Consider the following 14855-nt stretch of genomic DNA (forward strand, 5'->3'; position numbering starts at 1 on the left):
ACGTTCGCGCATATCGGATAGATGTGCGCGAACGTTCAGATGGAGACAGGTGTGACTACGATGACGATCGCCGCCGATTCGACGCCTGAAGCAAGTGGCCGACTCAAGCGTGAACTGAAGGCCGCGGAATCGAAAAAGCGGGCCATGGCCTTGCTATTGATCGCACCGCTCGCCATTTTTCTGCTGCTGATTTTCGTCGTGCCGATCGGCGCACTGTTGACGCGCGCGGCACAGAATCCGGAAGTGGTCGGCGCGCTGCCGCATACGCTGAGTGTGTTGAGCGCCTGGGACCGCAAGACGCCGCCGCCGGATGCCGCCTATGCCGCACTGGCTACCGACCTCACCGCGGTCGCCGACGGCGACGGCATGGGCGCGCTCGCGCGCCGCCTCAACGTGGAGATTCCCGGTTATCGCTCGCTGGTTGCGAAATCAGCGCACGCCATGCCGTTCGTCGACGACAACAACAAGCCGCTGCAGCTGACGCCCGCGCAGGTTCACGCGAAATTCGTCGAACTGGACGAACGCTGGAACGACGTCACTTACTGGCAAGCCATCGCAAAGAACTCGGGTGTGTACTCGGCGTTCTACCTGCTCGCTTCGCTGGATCATAAGCAGGACGCGTTCGGTCACATCATTCCGACCGATCCCGATCAGCAGATCTACCTCACCGTGTTCGGCCGCACCTTTGTGATCGGCGCGGTCGTCACGTTCTTCGCGCTGCTGCTCGGCTATCCGCTCGCGTACTGGATCTCGACGCTGTCCGAGCGGCGCGCGAATCTGGTGATGATCCTCGTGCTAATTCCGTTCTGGACTTCGATCCTCGTGCGCGTGGCCGCATGGATCGTGATTCTGCAGGGCGAAGGGTTGGTCAACAAAGCGCTGATCGCGAGCGGCCTGATTCACGATCCGCTCGCGCTGCTGTTCAACCGCACCGGCGTCTACATTTCAATGACGCACATTCTATTGCCGTTCATGATCTTGCCGCTGTACAGCGTGATGAAATCCATCCCGCCCACGTATCAGCGCGCCGCGGTGTCGCTCGGCAGCCATCCGTTCGCCGCATTCTGGCGCGTCTATGTGCCGCAGACCTATCCGGGCATCGGCGCGGGCGCCTTGCTGGTGTTCATTCTCGCGATCGGTTACTACATCACGCCGGCTTTGCTCGGCGGCCCGGGCGATCAGATGGTCAGCTACTACGTCGCGTATTTCACCAACGTCACGATCAACTGGGGCATGGCGTGCGCGCTCGGCGGTCTGCTGCTCGCCGCAACGCTCGTGCTGTACGTGATCTATGGACGCTTCACGCGTTCGTCATTGAGCCTTGGCTGAACGGAGTCTATTGCGATGAAACTTGCCAAGCCCCTGTTCGCGCCGCATACGTCGATGGTGGAGCGCGTGTGGTATTTCGCGCTGCGCGCATTGGCCGTGCTGACGCTGCTGTATCTCATTCTGCCGGTGCTGGCGATCGTGCCGCTGTCGTTTTCGTCGAGCACGTTTCTGGTGTATCCGATCCCGGGCTGGTCGCTGCGCTGGTACCAGAACCTGCTCGCCTCCGATGAATGGCGCACGGCCGCCAAAAACAGTTTCATCGTGGCGCCGTCGGCAACGATCGTCGCGACGGTGCTCGGCACCCTGGCGGCGATCGGGCTCACCAAAGCGAACTTCCGCGGCAAAGGGCTGCTGATGGCGATCCTGATTTCGCCGATGATCGTGCCCGTGGTGGTGGTCGGCGTCGGCATGTATCTGTTCTTTGCGCCGCTTGGGTTGGCCAATACGTATATCGGGCTGATTCTCGCGCACGCATCGCTCGGCGTGCCCTTTGTCGTCACGACGGTCGCGGCCACGCTGCAGGGGTTCAATTACAACCTGGTGCGCGCCAGTTTGTCGCTGGGTGCGAATCCGGTGAAGACGTTCTTTCGCATTACGTTGCCGGTGATCGCGCCGGGCGTTATCTCGGGCGCGCTGTTCGCATTCGCGACATCGTTCGATGAAGTCGTCGTCACGCTGTTTCTCGCCGGCGCGGATCAGACCACGCTGCCGCGCCAGATGTTCACCGGCATCCGCGAGAACATCAGCCCCACCATTGCGGCGCTGGCAACGATTCTGATCGTGTTTTCGACGGGCCTTCTGTTGGCGCTCGAATGGTTGCGAGGACGCAATGCCGCACGCGCGGTCAAGGCGTGAGGTCCCTGATCGACAGGGCGACGTTAGATATTTAAGGTTCCTTACATTCTGCAAAGTTCCGAACCGTTTCTAAGATTGTTCCCATTCCCCGTGTGTCTGCGTCTGTTCATACTCTGAGCCCTCTTCAGGAAGATGCGCTCGACGCAGACAGTCAATGAAACTCCAGCTAACAATGCTTGTCTGCGCGCTGACCTTAACGGGCTGCGCGGACCGTGCTGCGCGTGAGCGGCTAGGTATCGAAGACATCTCCGTGTTGAGAACAGGCATTGGCGCCACGCAGGACGAACCTGCGGGCGCGGCCAACTCGCAATGGGTGAACGCTTACGCGCCGATCGCGAACAGCCGCACCGCCATGGCTTCGTTACAGGAACGCCTCGATCGGGCGCCCGGCAGCAGCAATAGCTATTTTCGTGCGAAGGCGCAATGCTGGCTGGACGCCGCCCAACAGGCGCGACAAGCGCATGATCAATGGGGCTTCGTCGAGGAGGCGATCGGCCAGGCCGCAACGATCACGATCGGCGTTGAGCGCGGCACGCCGTTATCCGCCGCAAATCCCGCGTTGCGCACTGTGTCCACGGTACGTCCTGATCTGTGGGCGATCGTCAACGCCATCAAGGCAGATCCAGCCGTCGCTCAATGTCCGCAAGCGCAGCTGCCGCTTGCCTGCGCCGAAGTCGAACTGATGCAGGCGGGGCACGACGCATGGATACGTAGTTTTGCTAGTGCCGAGAAGCGCCTGCCTGAAGTCAAAGACAAGCTGCGCAAATCGGCTGAAACAGCGGTGCAATGCAAGCAGGCCACGTCGGCATCGGTACCTGTACCTGCCTCGGCGTTGCCGGCAAAAGCACCGCAAACCATTACGCTGCGCACGGATTCGCTGTTCCGTTTCAACGACGCCTCGATATTGCCGCGTGGACAGCACCAACTCGACGGTGTGGTGAGCGATCTTAAAAGCGCGGCGGCCATTCACGCATTGCAGGTCACGGGCTATGCGGACCGTCTTGGCGGCGCGGCCCACAATCAGTGGTTGTCGACCCAACGTGCACAAACAGTCGAACGGTATCTGCGCGCGCAGGGTGTGACATTGCCGATTACCGCGCGAGGTCGGGGCAGTGCGAATCAGCGGGTTGAATGCCATCAGAGCAGGCAGGACGCTTTGGTGCGATGTCTCGCACCGAACCGCCGCGTCGAGATAAAGCTGGTAGGCGTGGCGTCTTAGCGCGTTCTTCTGTCGAGCGTGTCTCTGAGCGAAACGGAGCCGCTAACCTGAAACACGGCACGTTCTCGTCGCCATGCGACGGCCGCCACTCGCGTGCAGGGATGCGGTCGTAGTCGCCGATCCTCTGTCTTCCATGCTCGGAACGAGCGAAAGCGCCGCACCAATTAATGCATCGTCACGCCAGGTGGCGTCAACGATTTGTGCGGCAAAGGATATTTTTTAGAAAAGGAAAGTAAACCATGTCAACTATTCTGGTTATCGATGATCATCCGGCATTCCGAATGGTTATCAAAATGCAGCTCATGCAATTACTCGGTATCGAAGAAGTCATCGAAGCCGACAATGGACAAACCGCTGTCGAGCTCGCCCGGCAATACACACCGAAACTCGCCATATTGGACCTCGACATTCCGCGCATCAGCGGGCTCGATGTGATCCCGCGTCTGAAGCTTGCGCATCCGGCAATTCTTGTGCTGGTTCTGTCTGGACACGATCCCGCCATTTTTGCGCCGCGCGCGATGCGCTCCGGCGTGCACGGCTTCGTAGGCAAGTCGCAGGAAATGAAGGAGATCTTGCGCGGCGTGGAAGCGGTATTGGCGGGCTACACGGTGTTCCCGGTGAACGCCAACGGCGCCGGCATCGCGTCTACCGTCGGCATGGATGGCGAGGAAGACAGGATCGGTCTGCTGTCGGACAAGGAACTGGTTATTCTTCAAATGCTTGCGAAAGGCCTGTCGAATAAAGCGATTGGTGACGCGCTATTCATGAGCGACAAAACCGTCAGCACGTACAAGAGCCGCATTCAGGAAAAACTCGGGCTCTCATCATTGGCGGCACTCATTGAGTTCGCTTCATTGCACCGACTGATCGATTGAGTTTCGCCGCTATGAATAAGATGAGCCCGTCGCATTCTTCCGCGGGTGTGCATTGTCGTACGCGGTGCCTGGTTCGCCATGTTTCTGCTGGTCATGCTTGCCGTGTTGGTTTGACTTCAATCCGTTTCGCGTCGGTATTGGGGTGTCTTTGTGCATTTGCATTGCTGTGGGTGCTGTCAATGCGCGCGAACGCGCTACCGTTGGGCGACAGCACAGCGAACGCCGTGCAGATCGATATTTCGCGGCCGGGCGCGCACGGTGCGGCAGGCCAGCAATCGTGGATATTGATGCTCGTGGCGCCGGTTGTTGCCACCCTCGCTGGCGCCTGTCTATTCCTGGTCGCGCAGCGGCGTGCTGCTCAGAAGGCAAAAAAAGCTGCTCTTAAACGGAGTACCCATTGCGAACTAGCCGCGCCGGGCGGCCGTACGAGCTTGAGTGCGCCGTTTGCCGTCGAGTCATGGAGCGAACGGTCGAGATTGGCTCACGCCAATCCACAGGCGCCCGTTCCTTCCAACGCGCCGATCGGGGAGGACCTCTCCGGGAACGCGTCTTTCGAACCCTTCGAAGCACGTTATCTTCAGTCGCTGTCTGAAGAGGGCATCGATCTCCAGGCGTTTCTGGCTGGCTGGCGCCGTGCAATGGACGAAGACCTCGCCCATCTCAACGCGCTGCGTCGCGACGGCGAGTTCGACCGTTTGCGCAGCGTGCTGCACCGGTTGAGCGGGGCGGTCGGCCTCGTCGGCGCGTGCAGTTTGATGGAAGCGTTGCGACACACGAGTGCCGCGCCGCCGGCGCATAACGCCAGTTCCATCGACGTGCTGACAACCCGCGTGAGGACTTTGATCATGCAACTCGAGACAGCGGCCCACGCCTATCGGAGCACCCCGCGATGAACCGACCATGGGCCTTGATTCAAGGCGATCTGGCGTTGCCGAATGCGCGACTGCTCAGCGGCTTGCCGGCGCCTTTCGGTTTGAAGCCGCAGCCGGTGCGGACCGGCGCGCAGCAAGAACCGCCGTCCGTGGTGCGCGATGCGGCGCAACAAGCCATTCGGCACGCGGTGCAGGCCCAAGCGCCCGCAACACAGCGGGATCCCGTTACGCCGGGGTCGAAGTTTGTCTTTTTCTACAAGTTGCCGCCGCGGCGCGAACATTCGGATCGTTTCGACGCGCAGTTGGCCGAAGCGCGGCGCTACCTTGAAATGGGGAAGGTGCGACCGCGTTCGTCTCGCTCGGACCATCTAGTCGGAGCGGCGATTTTTCTGAGTTGCAGCATTGCGCTGGCCTGGCTGCTGTCGACCTGTGCGACGCGCGAGGCCAACAAGACAACGTCCGTAGCGGTAACGCGTCCAGCCGTGCCATTGCATGGCGGCACAGGCGCGGCTTCGCGGAAAGCGCACGCCGAAGTTCGTTCGGCAGACGTGCTCACGGCCCGTCCGCAAACACCGGGCTCTTCGGTGTCCACAACGCTGGATGCCAGCCGGCATCGTACGAGCAACGCGTCGCCTGCCGTCGACACGGCGCCGAAAATCGCGCTCAAAGCTGAGCCAACGCGAATCTCGCCCCGCGTCGAGTCGCATTTGGCCACGCGAGATTCTCGCCGCAACCCCGAAACGAAGCTCACTGGCGCCAAACCTGCCGGGCGTGTCGCCATGGCGCGCCTGACCGGGGCGCAGGTCGACGCGCGCGTTGCTCTGCGCCGCGCCGTTCCTTCGGCTACCCGGCCGTCCCTATCGCATCAGACCGAATGGACCGCGCAGGCCTCGTCCACCCACGACACGGCCGAGCGCGCCGCGTTGCTCGATTGGGCGGCGCGTCAGCGGCACGCGAACGTCACGTTGCGCGCCGCAGTGCCCGCGCCCGGCGAGACCGAGAACGACTGGAATGCCCGCATGACCCAGCGAAGGATCACCGATAACCCTGCCGCCTTCCAGGTCAACCGCGACCAACCGTAACGGCGTGCCGAAAAGAGGCGTGCATAAAAAAAGCCCGACCAACGGTCGGGCTTCTAAAGTCGGCTGCGTCCTTCCACAGAACGCAGCCCCTGCAAAACAGCATGGCTGTTTGCGTTGCTGCTAACTCAGCTAAACAGTCAGCTTAAGCCGCCAGCAGCGAACGCAGCACGAACGGCAGAATCCCGCCGTGCTTGTAGTAGTCGACTTCGATCGGCGTGTCGATACGCAGCAGCACCTGAACGCGCTTCTCCTTGCCGTCCTTGCCACGAATCACCAGCGTCACTTCCTGTTGCGGCTTGAAGTCCGAACCCAGGCCTTCGATGTCGTACGTTTCTTCGCCGGTAATACCGAGCGATTGCACGCTATCCGAGCCCTTGAACTGCAGCGGCAGAACGCCCATGCCGACCAGGTTCGAACGGTGAATCCGTTCGAAGCTGCGTGCGACCACGGCCTTCACGCCCAGCAGTTGCGTACCCTTCGCAGCCCAGTCACGCGACGAGCCCGTGCCGTACTCTTCGCCCGCGAACACGATGGTCGGCGTGCCGGCGTCAATGTACTTCATTGCTGCGTCGTAGATCGATTCCTGTTCGCCGCTCGGCTGGTGAATCGTCAGGCCGCCTTCCACGCGCGTGCCGTCTGCCTTCGCCGGGATCATCAGGTTCTTGATCCGGACGTTCGCGAACGTGCCGCGCATCATCACGTCGTGGTTGCCGCGGCGCGAGCCGTAGCTGTTGAAGTCGGCTTTCTGCACGCCGTTTGCCTTCAGCCACTTGCCTGCCGGCGAGTCTTCCTTGATCGAGCCAGCCGGGCTGATGTGGTCGGTCGTGACCGAGTCACCGAAGATGCCCAGTGCGCGTGCGTTCGTGACCGCGGCGATGCTGTCGGCCGGCGTCATCGAGAAGTCCTTGCCGAAGAACGGCGGCTCGGCGATGTAGGTCGACTTCGGCCAGTCGTAGACTTGACCTTCTTCGCCTTCGATCTTGCTCCACAGGTCGCCCTTCTTGGTCAGCGACGCGTAGTTCTTGCGGAACGCGTCGGCGTCGAGTGCGAACTTGAGCAGCTCGTTGACTTCTTCGCTGGTCGGCCAGATGTCGCCCAGGTAGATGTCCTTGCCGCCCTTGCCCTTGCCGACCGGTTCGGTCATCAGGTCGCGCGTGATGTTGCCGGCGATCGCGTAAGCGACGACCAGCGGCGGCGAGGCCAGGAAGTTCGCGCGGATGTTCGGGTGAATCCGCGCTTCGAAGTTACGGTTGCCCGACAGCACCGCAGCCGCGACGATGTCGTTCTTCGTGATCGCTTCGTTCAGTTCCGGCGTCAGGTCGCCCGCGTTACCGATACAGGTCGTGCAACCGTAAGCGGCCAGCGTGAAGCCCAACTTGTCGAGGTACTTCAGCAGGTCGGTCTTCGTCAGGTACTCGGTGACGATACGCGATCCCGGTGCGAGCGAGGTCTTGATGTGCGGCGCGACCGTCAGGCCGGCTTCCACCGCCTTCTTCGCCAGCAGGCCGGCGGCCAGCAGCACGCTCGGGTTCGACGTGTTCGTGCACGACGTGATCGCGGCGATCAGGATGTCGCCGTTCTTCACGTCGACGCCGTTGGTCGTGGTGTATTGCGCGTCCAGATCGGCTTCCTTCTTCGCAAAGCCGTTTTCTGCCACCGGCTTCGAGAACAGGTCGCTGAAGGTCGACTTCACGTGACCGATTTCGATCCGGTCTTGCGGGCGCTTCGGACCTGCCAGCGACGGCGTCACCGTGCCGAGATCCAGCGTGACGACCTTGGTGTAGTCGATCTGGCCAGCCTTCGGAATACCGAACAGGCCTTGTGCCTTGAAGTAGTTTTCGAAGGCGGAGATTTCCGCGTCCGTGCGGCCCGTGCCCTTGAAGTAGTCGATGGTTTTTTCGTCGACCGGGAAGAAGCCCATGGTTGCGCCGTATTCCGGCGCCATGTTGCCGATCGTTGCACGATCCGGCAGCGACAGCGATTTCGTGCCTTCGCCGAAGAACTCGACGAACTTGCCGACCACTTTCTCTTTACGCAGCAGTTCGGTCACGGTCAGGACCAGATCGGTCGCCGTCAGACCTTCGCGCAGCTTGCCCTTCAACTCGACGCCAACCACGTCAGGCGTCAGGAAGTACACCGGCTGGCCGAGCATGCCGGCTTCCGCTTCGATACCGCCCACGCCCCAGCCCACTACGCCGATACCGTTGATCATGGTGGTGTGGCTGTCGGTGCCGACCAGCGAATCCGGGTAGTACACCGTATCCGTGCCTTCAGCCTTCTTGTGCACGCCGCGTGCGAGGTATTCCAGGTTCACCTGGTGGACGATACCGACGCCCGGCGGCACGACCTTGAACGTGTCGAATGCCTGCATGCCCCACTTCATGAACTGGTAGCGCTCGTTGTTACGCTGGAATTCCAGTTTCATGTTCAGATCGAGCGCGTTCTTTTCGCGGAAGTGATCGATCTGCACCGAGTGATCGACGACCAGATCGACCGGGACCAGCGGTTCGATCGACTTCGGATCCTTGCCCATCTGTTGCGCGACACCGCGCATGGCAGCGATGTCGGCGAGCAGCGGCACGCCGGTAAAGTCTTGCAGCACCACGCGCGACACGACGAACGGGATTTCGTCGACGCGCGAGGCGGTCGGCTTCCAGTTCGCCAGTTGCGTGATGTGTTCTTCGGCGATCTTCTTGCCGTCGTAGTTACGCAGCACCGATTCCAGCACGATACGGATCGAAACCGGCAGGCGGTCGATCTTGATGTTCAGTGCCTTGCCGAGTTGCGGCAGGGAGTAGAACTTGCCTTTGCCGGAACCGCTGTCGAATTCCTTGAGCGTTTTGTGGAGGTTGTGGGCCATGGTGTTTTCCTTGGTTTGATCGCGGAACTACAGTACTTATTAACTTGACTAGATGACGTACAGATCGACGTACTCATTGACCGGCATGGCTTCGAGCCGTGCCTGATCCAGCGACACGTCGAGAATCGCCAGTTGTTGCCTGACCGGAAAGCGGCGCGCGAGGTTGGTCTTGAACTTCTCGACCAGCAACGGAATCCCGTCTTCGCGACGACGCTTATGACCGATCGGATATTCGACCACGACTTCGTCGAATGACGACCCATCGTTGAATTCGATCGTCAGTGCATTGGCGATCGAACGTTTCTCCGGATCGTGGTAATCCTTCGTGAACTGCGCGTCTTCGACACAAGCCATCCGGGCGCGCAGCACATCGATTCGCGCGTCCTGCGCGATCGAATCTTCATAGTCCGCGGCCGTCAGGCGGCCGTGGATCAGCGGCACGGCGATCATGTACTGAATGCAATGATCGCGGTCGGCCGGGTTATTCAGTGGGCCCTTCTTGTCGATGATGCGCAACGCGGCTTCATGCGTGCGAATCGTGATCCGGCTGATGTCTTCGATGCGTTTGCCGTGCGCCACCAGTTGCGCATGCAAGGTCATTGCCGCTTCCACCGCAGTCTGCGCATGGAATTCTGCCGGAAAAGAAATCTTGAAGAGCACGTTTTCCATCACGTACGACGCGTACGGTCGCTGAAACTTGAACGCGTTGCCTTTGAACAGGACGTCGTAGAAGCCCCAGGTCGGCGCCGTCAGCACCGACGGATAGCCCATCTCGCCGGTCCTCGCGATCAGCGCGAGGCGCACCGCGCGCGACGTCGCGTCGCCGGCGGCCCACGATTTGCGCGAGCCTGTATTCGGCGCATGGCGATACGTGCGCAGCGCCTGTCCATCGACCAGCGCCAGCGACACCGCGTTGATCAGCTCGTCGCGCGAGAGGCCGAGCAGTTGCCCGACCACTGCGGTGGACGCCAGCTTGACCAGCAGGACATGATCGAGCCCGACCTTGTTGAAGGAGTTCTCGAGCGCGATACAGCCTTGAATTTCGTGCGCCTTGATCATGGCGATCAACACGTCTTTCATCGCCAGCGGCTTCTTGCCCGCTGCGATGGCGCTGCGCGAGAGCCAGTCGGCTGTCGCGAGAATGCCGCCGAGGTTATCCGACGGATGACCCCATTCGGCGGCGAGCCAGGCGTCGTTGAAGTCCAGCCAGCGGATCATCGCGCCGATGTTGAAGGCGGCCTGAACCGGGTCCAGCTGGAACGACGTGCCCGGCACCTTTGCGCCGTTGGGGACGATCGTGCCCGGCACGATCGGTCCCATCAGCTTGGTGCAGGCCGGGTAGGTGAGCGCCTCGAGTCCGCAGCCGAGCGTGTCGATCAGACAGTGACGCGCGGTTTCCAGCGCGAGCGCGCTGTCGATCGGATAGTCCAGAACGTAATCGACGAGTTCAACCAGGACCTGGTCCGGGTTGGGTCGTACGTTGGAAATCGGAGCGGACATCGGGGAGCGTTCCTGACGATGCTAATTAGTTGGTTTTGTTGATCGCGTTCGATTGCGTCGGCGCCGGCGAACCCTGGATCATGGCGGCCGTCTTGCATTCGTCGGCCAGACGCGAGCTGTCCTTATCCGAGAACAGCATGGCCTTCGTCGGGATCACGACCAGATCCATACCCGATGCGGCGTCGTGGAAACGGTCTGCGCCCGTGGTGGTCGATTCGCGCGGCAGGTTGTAATTCTTGTTCGCCCAGTGAACCGTGACGATCTGGTCACGCTTCATGTCGCCCTTCAGTTCGAAAGCCAGGCCTTCGTTGCACGACCACTTTTCCGCGCCATCCGGTACCGGATCGACCTTCGCTTCCTTAGCCGGATTGACCTTGCGCTTGATCAGGCGCTTCGGTTGCGGGCGCTTTGCCACCGCTTTCGTGGCGGGCTTGGCGGTCGTGGTGGTCGTCGTTTGCGCGGCGGCGTCAGTCGCGACGGTCAGCATCGTCGTGGACAGGGCGCCAATCACGGCGGCGATCATCAGCTTTTTCATGGAGAAAACCTTTCTATCTAATTTCAGTTGAATAGTGCGCGGGCTGCCGGTCCAGGCGACCGCGTCGGTGGAACTGCACGCGCCTTAAAAACGCACAGCGGCCGCTATTTTCTCCTATTTAGCGGCAGGTACTTCAAATTCTCCGGTCCGGTGTAATTCGCGCTCGGGCGGATGATCTTGTTGTCGATCCGCTGCTCGATGATGTGCGCGCTCCAGCCGGCCGTACGGGCGATCACGAACAGCGGCGTGAACATCGCTGTCGGCACGCCCATCATGTGATACGACACCGCGCTGAACCAGTCGAGATTCGGGAACATCTTCTTCGCTTCCCACATGACCGATTCGAGACGCTCGGCGATGCTGAACAGCTTGTTGTTACCCGCTTCTTTCGAGAGCTTCTTCGCGATTTCCTTGATGACCTTGTTGCGCGGGTCCGAAATCGTGTACACCGGGTGACCGAAACCGATCACCACTTCCTTGTTTTCCACGCGACGGCGGATGTCCGCTTCGGCTTCGTCCGGCGTCTGATAGCGCGACTGGATTTCGAACGCGACCTCATTGGCGCCGCCGTGTTTCGGGCCGCGCAGCGCGCCGATCGCGCCGGTGATCGCCGAGTAGATGTCCGAGCCCGTGCCCGCGATCACGCGGCCGGTAAAGGTCGATGCGTTGAATTCGTGCTCGGCGTACAGGTTCAGCGACACATGCATCGCGTCGACCCACGACTTCGACGGCTCCACGCCATGCAGCAGATGCAGGAAATGGCCGCCGATCGAATCGTCGTCGGTTTCCACTTCGATGCGCTTGCCGTTGTGCGAGTAGTGATACCAGTAGAGCAGCATCGAACCGAGCGAGGCCATCAGCTTATCGGCAATGTCGCGTGCGCCCGGCAGGTTGTGGTCGTCCTTCTCCGGCAGCACGGTGCCGAGCACCGAGACGCCGGTGCGCATTACGTCCATCGGGTGGGCGGCGGCCGGAATCCATTCAAGCGCGGCTTTCACGTTCGCGGGCAGGCCGCGCATGCCTTTGAGCTTGGTCTTGTAGGCGGTCAGCTCGGCCTGGGTCGGCAGCTTTTCGTGGACCAGCAGATAAGCGATCTCTTCGAATTCGCACGCGCCGGCGATGTCGAGAATGTCGTAGCCACGGTAATGCAGGTCGTTGCCGGTCTTGCCGACCGTGCACAGGGCGGTATTGCCCGCCGTCACGCCCGACAGCGCCACGGATTTCTTCGGCTTGAAGCCGCTCTTGGGTTCGTCGCCGCCTTGTGCACCGGCGCTTTGCGTTGTCTCGCTCATCTCCCGCAATCTCCTTTGTGCCTGCTCGTTGCTTCAGGTTGAACCGCGTGTTCGACGTGTGCTGCGTGCTGCCTGATCTGATCTTGCGAGCCGATTGCCCGGAGGCGGCGCGTGCCAGCGCTGTTCAGCGACGCGAGGCCGGCGGCATGGCGGGGCGGCGCCAAGCTCATGATGCGGCGTGCCCGTTAGCGCCCACTTCCGTGAAGAGCGGCGCGGCGTCTTGCGCGATCGCGCGGCCCGTGGCTCGCGCACGGCGCAGCACCGACCAGTAGTAGCGATAGCTGGCGCGATCGTGCAGCGTGTCGTGATGGCGCGTCGGTCCCCACTGGGCGGACTGTGCGGCGAGCAGGATCTCGGTGGCCGTGGCGATTTCTTCGTCGCGCGGGGCGAACGCGGCGACGATCGCCTCGATCTGCGCCGGATGGATGCTCCACATGCGCGTGTAGCCGAATTCGTTGCGAGCGCGCGCGGCGTCGTTCGCCACGACGCTCATGTCGCGCACTTCCGTGCTGACGTTATGCGACGGCACCTTGCCGTAAGCGTGACACGCGGCCGAGATTTCCAGCTTGGCGCGCCGCACTAGCGGATGATCGAACTGACCGGGCGAGCGCATTGCGGTATCGGGAATCGCGCCGTTGTGCGCGGAGACGAAGTCCATCAGGCCGAAGCTCAGGGCTTCGACGCCCGGCAGCGCGGCCAGATCGAACACGCGCGTGAGCGCGCCGTGCGTCTCGACCAGCAGTTGCACCGGCACCGGTTGCGCGATGCCCAGCTCGCGGCGCATCGCCTCGATGTACGCGACCATTTCGGCGGCGTCGGCGACGTGGCGAATCTTGGGCAGCGTGATGTAAGCAGGCGCTCGCTTCGCGGCCCGCAGAATGAGACGGACGTCGTCGCGCCAGTGCGCGTGATCGAAGTCGTGAATCCGCACGCCGACGCGGCCGAAGCGGTCATGCTCACTGCCCAGCAGCGACGCGACGAGCTCCGCGTGTTCCGCCTCGCGGCCCACCTGAGCGCCGTCTTCGCAGTCGAGCGTGATGTCGAACACCGGCCCGAGTTGCTGCTGCAACGCGAGCGATTTCAGCATCAGCTTTTCGCTGCCGGCGTAGTGATCGCAGGCAGGCAGCACAGCGGGCGGCACTTCGCCGTCAAACAGCACTTCGGCGGGTGTGAGGGCGCGCATCTTCGGCGTCAGGAGCGTGGGAAATGTTGAGAGAAGGCTGATTCGGACGCGCTCTGCGGGCTGTGCGGCTTGTCATGCCGTGAAGCAGCAGCGCAAAACGCGTTCGAATCAGGTGCGAACCGCCGTGTCGGCATCATCATTCGCACGTAAAAAACCGGAACCCGCCGCGGTGATACTACGGAGGAGTTCCGGCTCATCTGCATGGGCGCTTAGCCGAGCAGGTGTTGAACGCCTTCGCGCTCTTCCAGCAGTTCGTTCAGCGTGCCGTCCATCTTCTCGCGCGAGAACGCGTCGATTTCCAGGCCTTCCACACGCTTGTATTCGCCGTTTTCGCACGTAACCGGCACACCGTAGATGATGTCTTCCGGAATGCCGTACGAACCGTCCGACGGGATACCCATGGTGACCCACTTGCCGTTCGTGCCGAGCACCCAGTCACGCACGTGGTCGATCGCAGCGTTAGCCGCCGACGCTGCCGACGACAGGCCGCGCGCTTCGATGATCGCCGCGCCGCGCTTGCCGACGGTCGGGATGAACGTGTTGCGGTTCCATTCTTCGTCGTTGATCAACTTGGTCAGGTCTTGACCTTCTGCCGTTGCAACGCGGAAGTCCGGGTACATGGTCGGCGAGTGATTGCCCCACACGGCCAGCTTTTCGATCGACGCGACCGGCTTGCCCGACTTGGCGGCCAGTTGCGACAGTGCACGGTTGTGGTCCAGGCGCAGCATGGCGGTGAAGTTCTTCTTCGGCAGATCCGGCGCCGACTTCATTGCGATGTAGGCGTTCGTGTTGGCCGGGTTGCCGACCACCAGCACCTTCACGTCGCGGCTCGCGACTTCGTTCAGCGCCTTGCCCTGAACCGTGAAGATTTCAGCGTTGGCCGACAGCAGGTCTTTACGCTCCATGCCTTTCGAACGCGGGCGGGCGCCGACCAGCAGGGCCACGTCGGCATCCTTGAATGCGACCTTCGGGTCGTCCGTGATCACGACGCCCGACAGCAGCGGGAATGCGCAATCATCCAGTTCCATCACGACGCCTTTGACGGCGCCTTGCGCTTGCGGCAGGTCGAGCAGTTGCAGGACAACCGGTTGGTCCTTGCCGAGCAGGTCGCCATTGGCGATGCGGAACAGCAGGGAGTAAGCGATTTGACCTGCGGCGCCGGTGACGGCAACGCGCTTTGCGGGCTTAGCCATTGAGAAATCTCCAGGACGATGCGTTAGACGCTAGGGAAAACGCCATTCTATATGTGCGTT

General features: G+C 61.7%; 12 protein-coding genes. 6 read left to right on the plus strand and 6 right to left on the minus strand.

Translation table 11 applies throughout. The features are described from left to right. Window positions 1-51: 51 nt before the first annotated feature. The 6 genes from GGD40_RS29210 to GGD40_RS29235 all read left to right on the plus strand — a co-directional run bounded on the left by GGD40_RS29210 (window position 52) and on the right by GGD40_RS29235 (window position 6232). Window positions 52-1329: an ABC transporter permease gene (locus GGD40_RS29210; RefSeq protein WP_179711009.1), complete on the plus strand. Its 1278-nt coding sequence runs from the start codon at window positions 52-54 to the stop codon at window positions 1327-1329. A gap of 15 nt (window positions 1330-1344) precedes the next feature. Then, window positions 1345-2184, plus strand: coding sequence for an ABC transporter permease (locus GGD40_RS29215; RefSeq protein ID WP_035560960.1), 840 nt, complete (start codon window positions 1345-1347; stop codon window positions 2182-2184). Window positions 2185-2338: 154 nt separating this feature from the next. Continuing rightward, complete coding sequence (locus tag GGD40_RS29220) at window positions 2339-3403, plus strand: OmpA family protein (protein WP_179746000.1); 1065 nt, start codon at window positions 2339-2341, stop codon at window positions 3401-3403. A 239-nt stretch (window positions 3404-3642) separates the two neighbouring features. Then, the gene (locus tag GGD40_RS29225) at window positions 3643-4278 is read left to right on the plus strand and encodes a response regulator transcription factor (protein WP_179746001.1); all 636 of its coding nucleotides are present in this window, start codon (window positions 3643-3645) and stop codon (window positions 4276-4278) included. A 179-nt stretch (window positions 4279-4457) separates the two neighbouring features. Beyond that, complete coding sequence (locus GGD40_RS29230) at window positions 4458-5171, plus strand: hypothetical protein (protein WP_179746002.1); 714 nt, start codon at window positions 4458-4460, stop codon at window positions 5169-5171. Then, on the plus strand, window positions 5168-6232 hold the full coding sequence (locus tag GGD40_RS29235; protein WP_179746003.1) for a hypothetical protein: 1065 nt from the start codon (window positions 5168-5170) through the stop codon (window positions 6230-6232). The genes GGD40_RS29230 and GGD40_RS29235 overlap by 4 nt, the downstream gene beginning before the upstream one ends. A 142-nt stretch (window positions 6233-6374) precedes the next feature. On the opposite strand, the gene acnA is transcribed toward GGD40_RS29235, so the two are convergent. From acnA to GGD40_RS29265, 6 genes are all read right to left on the minus strand, one after another. Next, window positions 6375-9092, minus strand: coding sequence for an aconitate hydratase AcnA (gene acnA, locus GGD40_RS29240; RefSeq protein ID WP_179710974.1), 2718 nt, complete (start codon window positions 9090-9092; stop codon window positions 6375-6377). Window positions 9093-9140: 48 nt separating this feature from the next. Next, window positions 9141-10592 carry a bifunctional 2-methylcitrate dehydratase/aconitate hydratase gene (locus GGD40_RS29245; protein ID WP_179746004.1) on the minus strand — a complete coding sequence of 484 codons (1452 nt, stop codon included), beginning with the start codon at window positions 10590-10592 and terminating at the stop codon, window positions 9141-9143. 25 nt (window positions 10593-10617) lie between these two features. Beyond that, the gene (locus tag GGD40_RS29250) at window positions 10618-11127 is read right to left on the minus strand and encodes a hypothetical protein (protein ID WP_179710970.1); all 510 of its coding nucleotides are present in this window, start codon (window positions 11125-11127) and stop codon (window positions 10618-10620) included. Window positions 11128-11231: 104 nt separating this feature from the next. Further along, window positions 11232-12419: a bifunctional 2-methylcitrate synthase/citrate synthase gene (gene prpC, locus GGD40_RS29255; RefSeq protein WP_179746005.1), complete on the minus strand. Its 1188-nt coding sequence runs from the start codon at window positions 12417-12419 to the stop codon at window positions 11232-11234. Between the two features lie 166 nt (window positions 12420-12585). After that, window positions 12586-13602: an HpcH/HpaI aldolase/citrate lyase family protein gene (locus tag GGD40_RS29260; protein ID WP_179710968.1), complete on the minus strand. Its 1017-nt coding sequence runs from the start codon at window positions 13600-13602 to the stop codon at window positions 12586-12588. A gap of 209 nt (window positions 13603-13811) precedes the next feature. Continuing rightward, window positions 13812-14795: a malate dehydrogenase gene (locus GGD40_RS29265; protein WP_111932633.1), complete on the minus strand. Its 984-nt coding sequence runs from the start codon at window positions 14793-14795 to the stop codon at window positions 13812-13814. Window positions 14796-14855 lie beyond the last annotated feature (60 nt).

It is taken from the genome of Paraburkholderia bryophila (assembly GCF_013409255.1).
GTDB lineage: Bacteria > Pseudomonadota > Gammaproteobacteria > Burkholderiales > Burkholderiaceae > Paraburkholderia.

Coding starts and splice junctions, on each gene's coding strand:
- GGD40_RS29215 (WP_035560960.1), top strand. CDS start 1,345: ATGAAACTTGCCAAGCCCCTGTTCGCGCCGCATACGTCGATGGTGGAG.
- GGD40_RS29220 (WP_179746000.1), top strand. CDS start 2,339: ATGAAACTCCAGCTAACAATGCTTGTCTGCGCGCTGACCTTAACGGGC.
- GGD40_RS29225 (WP_179746001.1), top strand. CDS start 3,643: ATGTCAACTATTCTGGTTATCGATGATCATCCGGCATTCCGAATGGTT.
- GGD40_RS29230 (WP_179746002.1), top strand. CDS start 4,458: ATGCGCGCGAACGCGCTACCGTTGGGCGACAGCACAGCGAACGCCGTG.
- GGD40_RS29235 (WP_179746003.1), top strand. CDS start 5,168: ATGAACCGACCATGGGCCTTGATTCAAGGCGATCTGGCGTTGCCGAAT.
- acnA (WP_179710974.1), bottom strand. CDS start 9,092: ATGGCCCACAACCTCCACAAAACGCTCAAGGAATTCGACAGCGGTTCC.
- GGD40_RS29245 (WP_179746004.1), bottom strand. CDS start 10,592: ATGTCCGCTCCGATTTCCAACGTACGACCCAACCCGGACCAGGTCCTG.
- GGD40_RS29250 (WP_179710970.1), bottom strand. CDS start 11,127: ATGAAAAAGCTGATGATCGCCGCCGTGATTGGCGCCCTGTCCACGACG.
- prpC (WP_179746005.1), bottom strand. CDS start 12,419: ATGAGCGAGACAACGCAAAGCGCCGGTGCACAAGGCGGCGACGAACCC.
- GGD40_RS29260 (WP_179710968.1), bottom strand. CDS start 13,602: ATGCGCGCCCTCACACCCGCCGAAGTGCTGTTTGACGGCGAAGTGCCG.
- GGD40_RS29265 (WP_111932633.1), bottom strand. CDS start 14,795: ATGGCTAAGCCCGCAAAGCGCGTTGCCGTCACCGGCGCCGCAGGTCAA.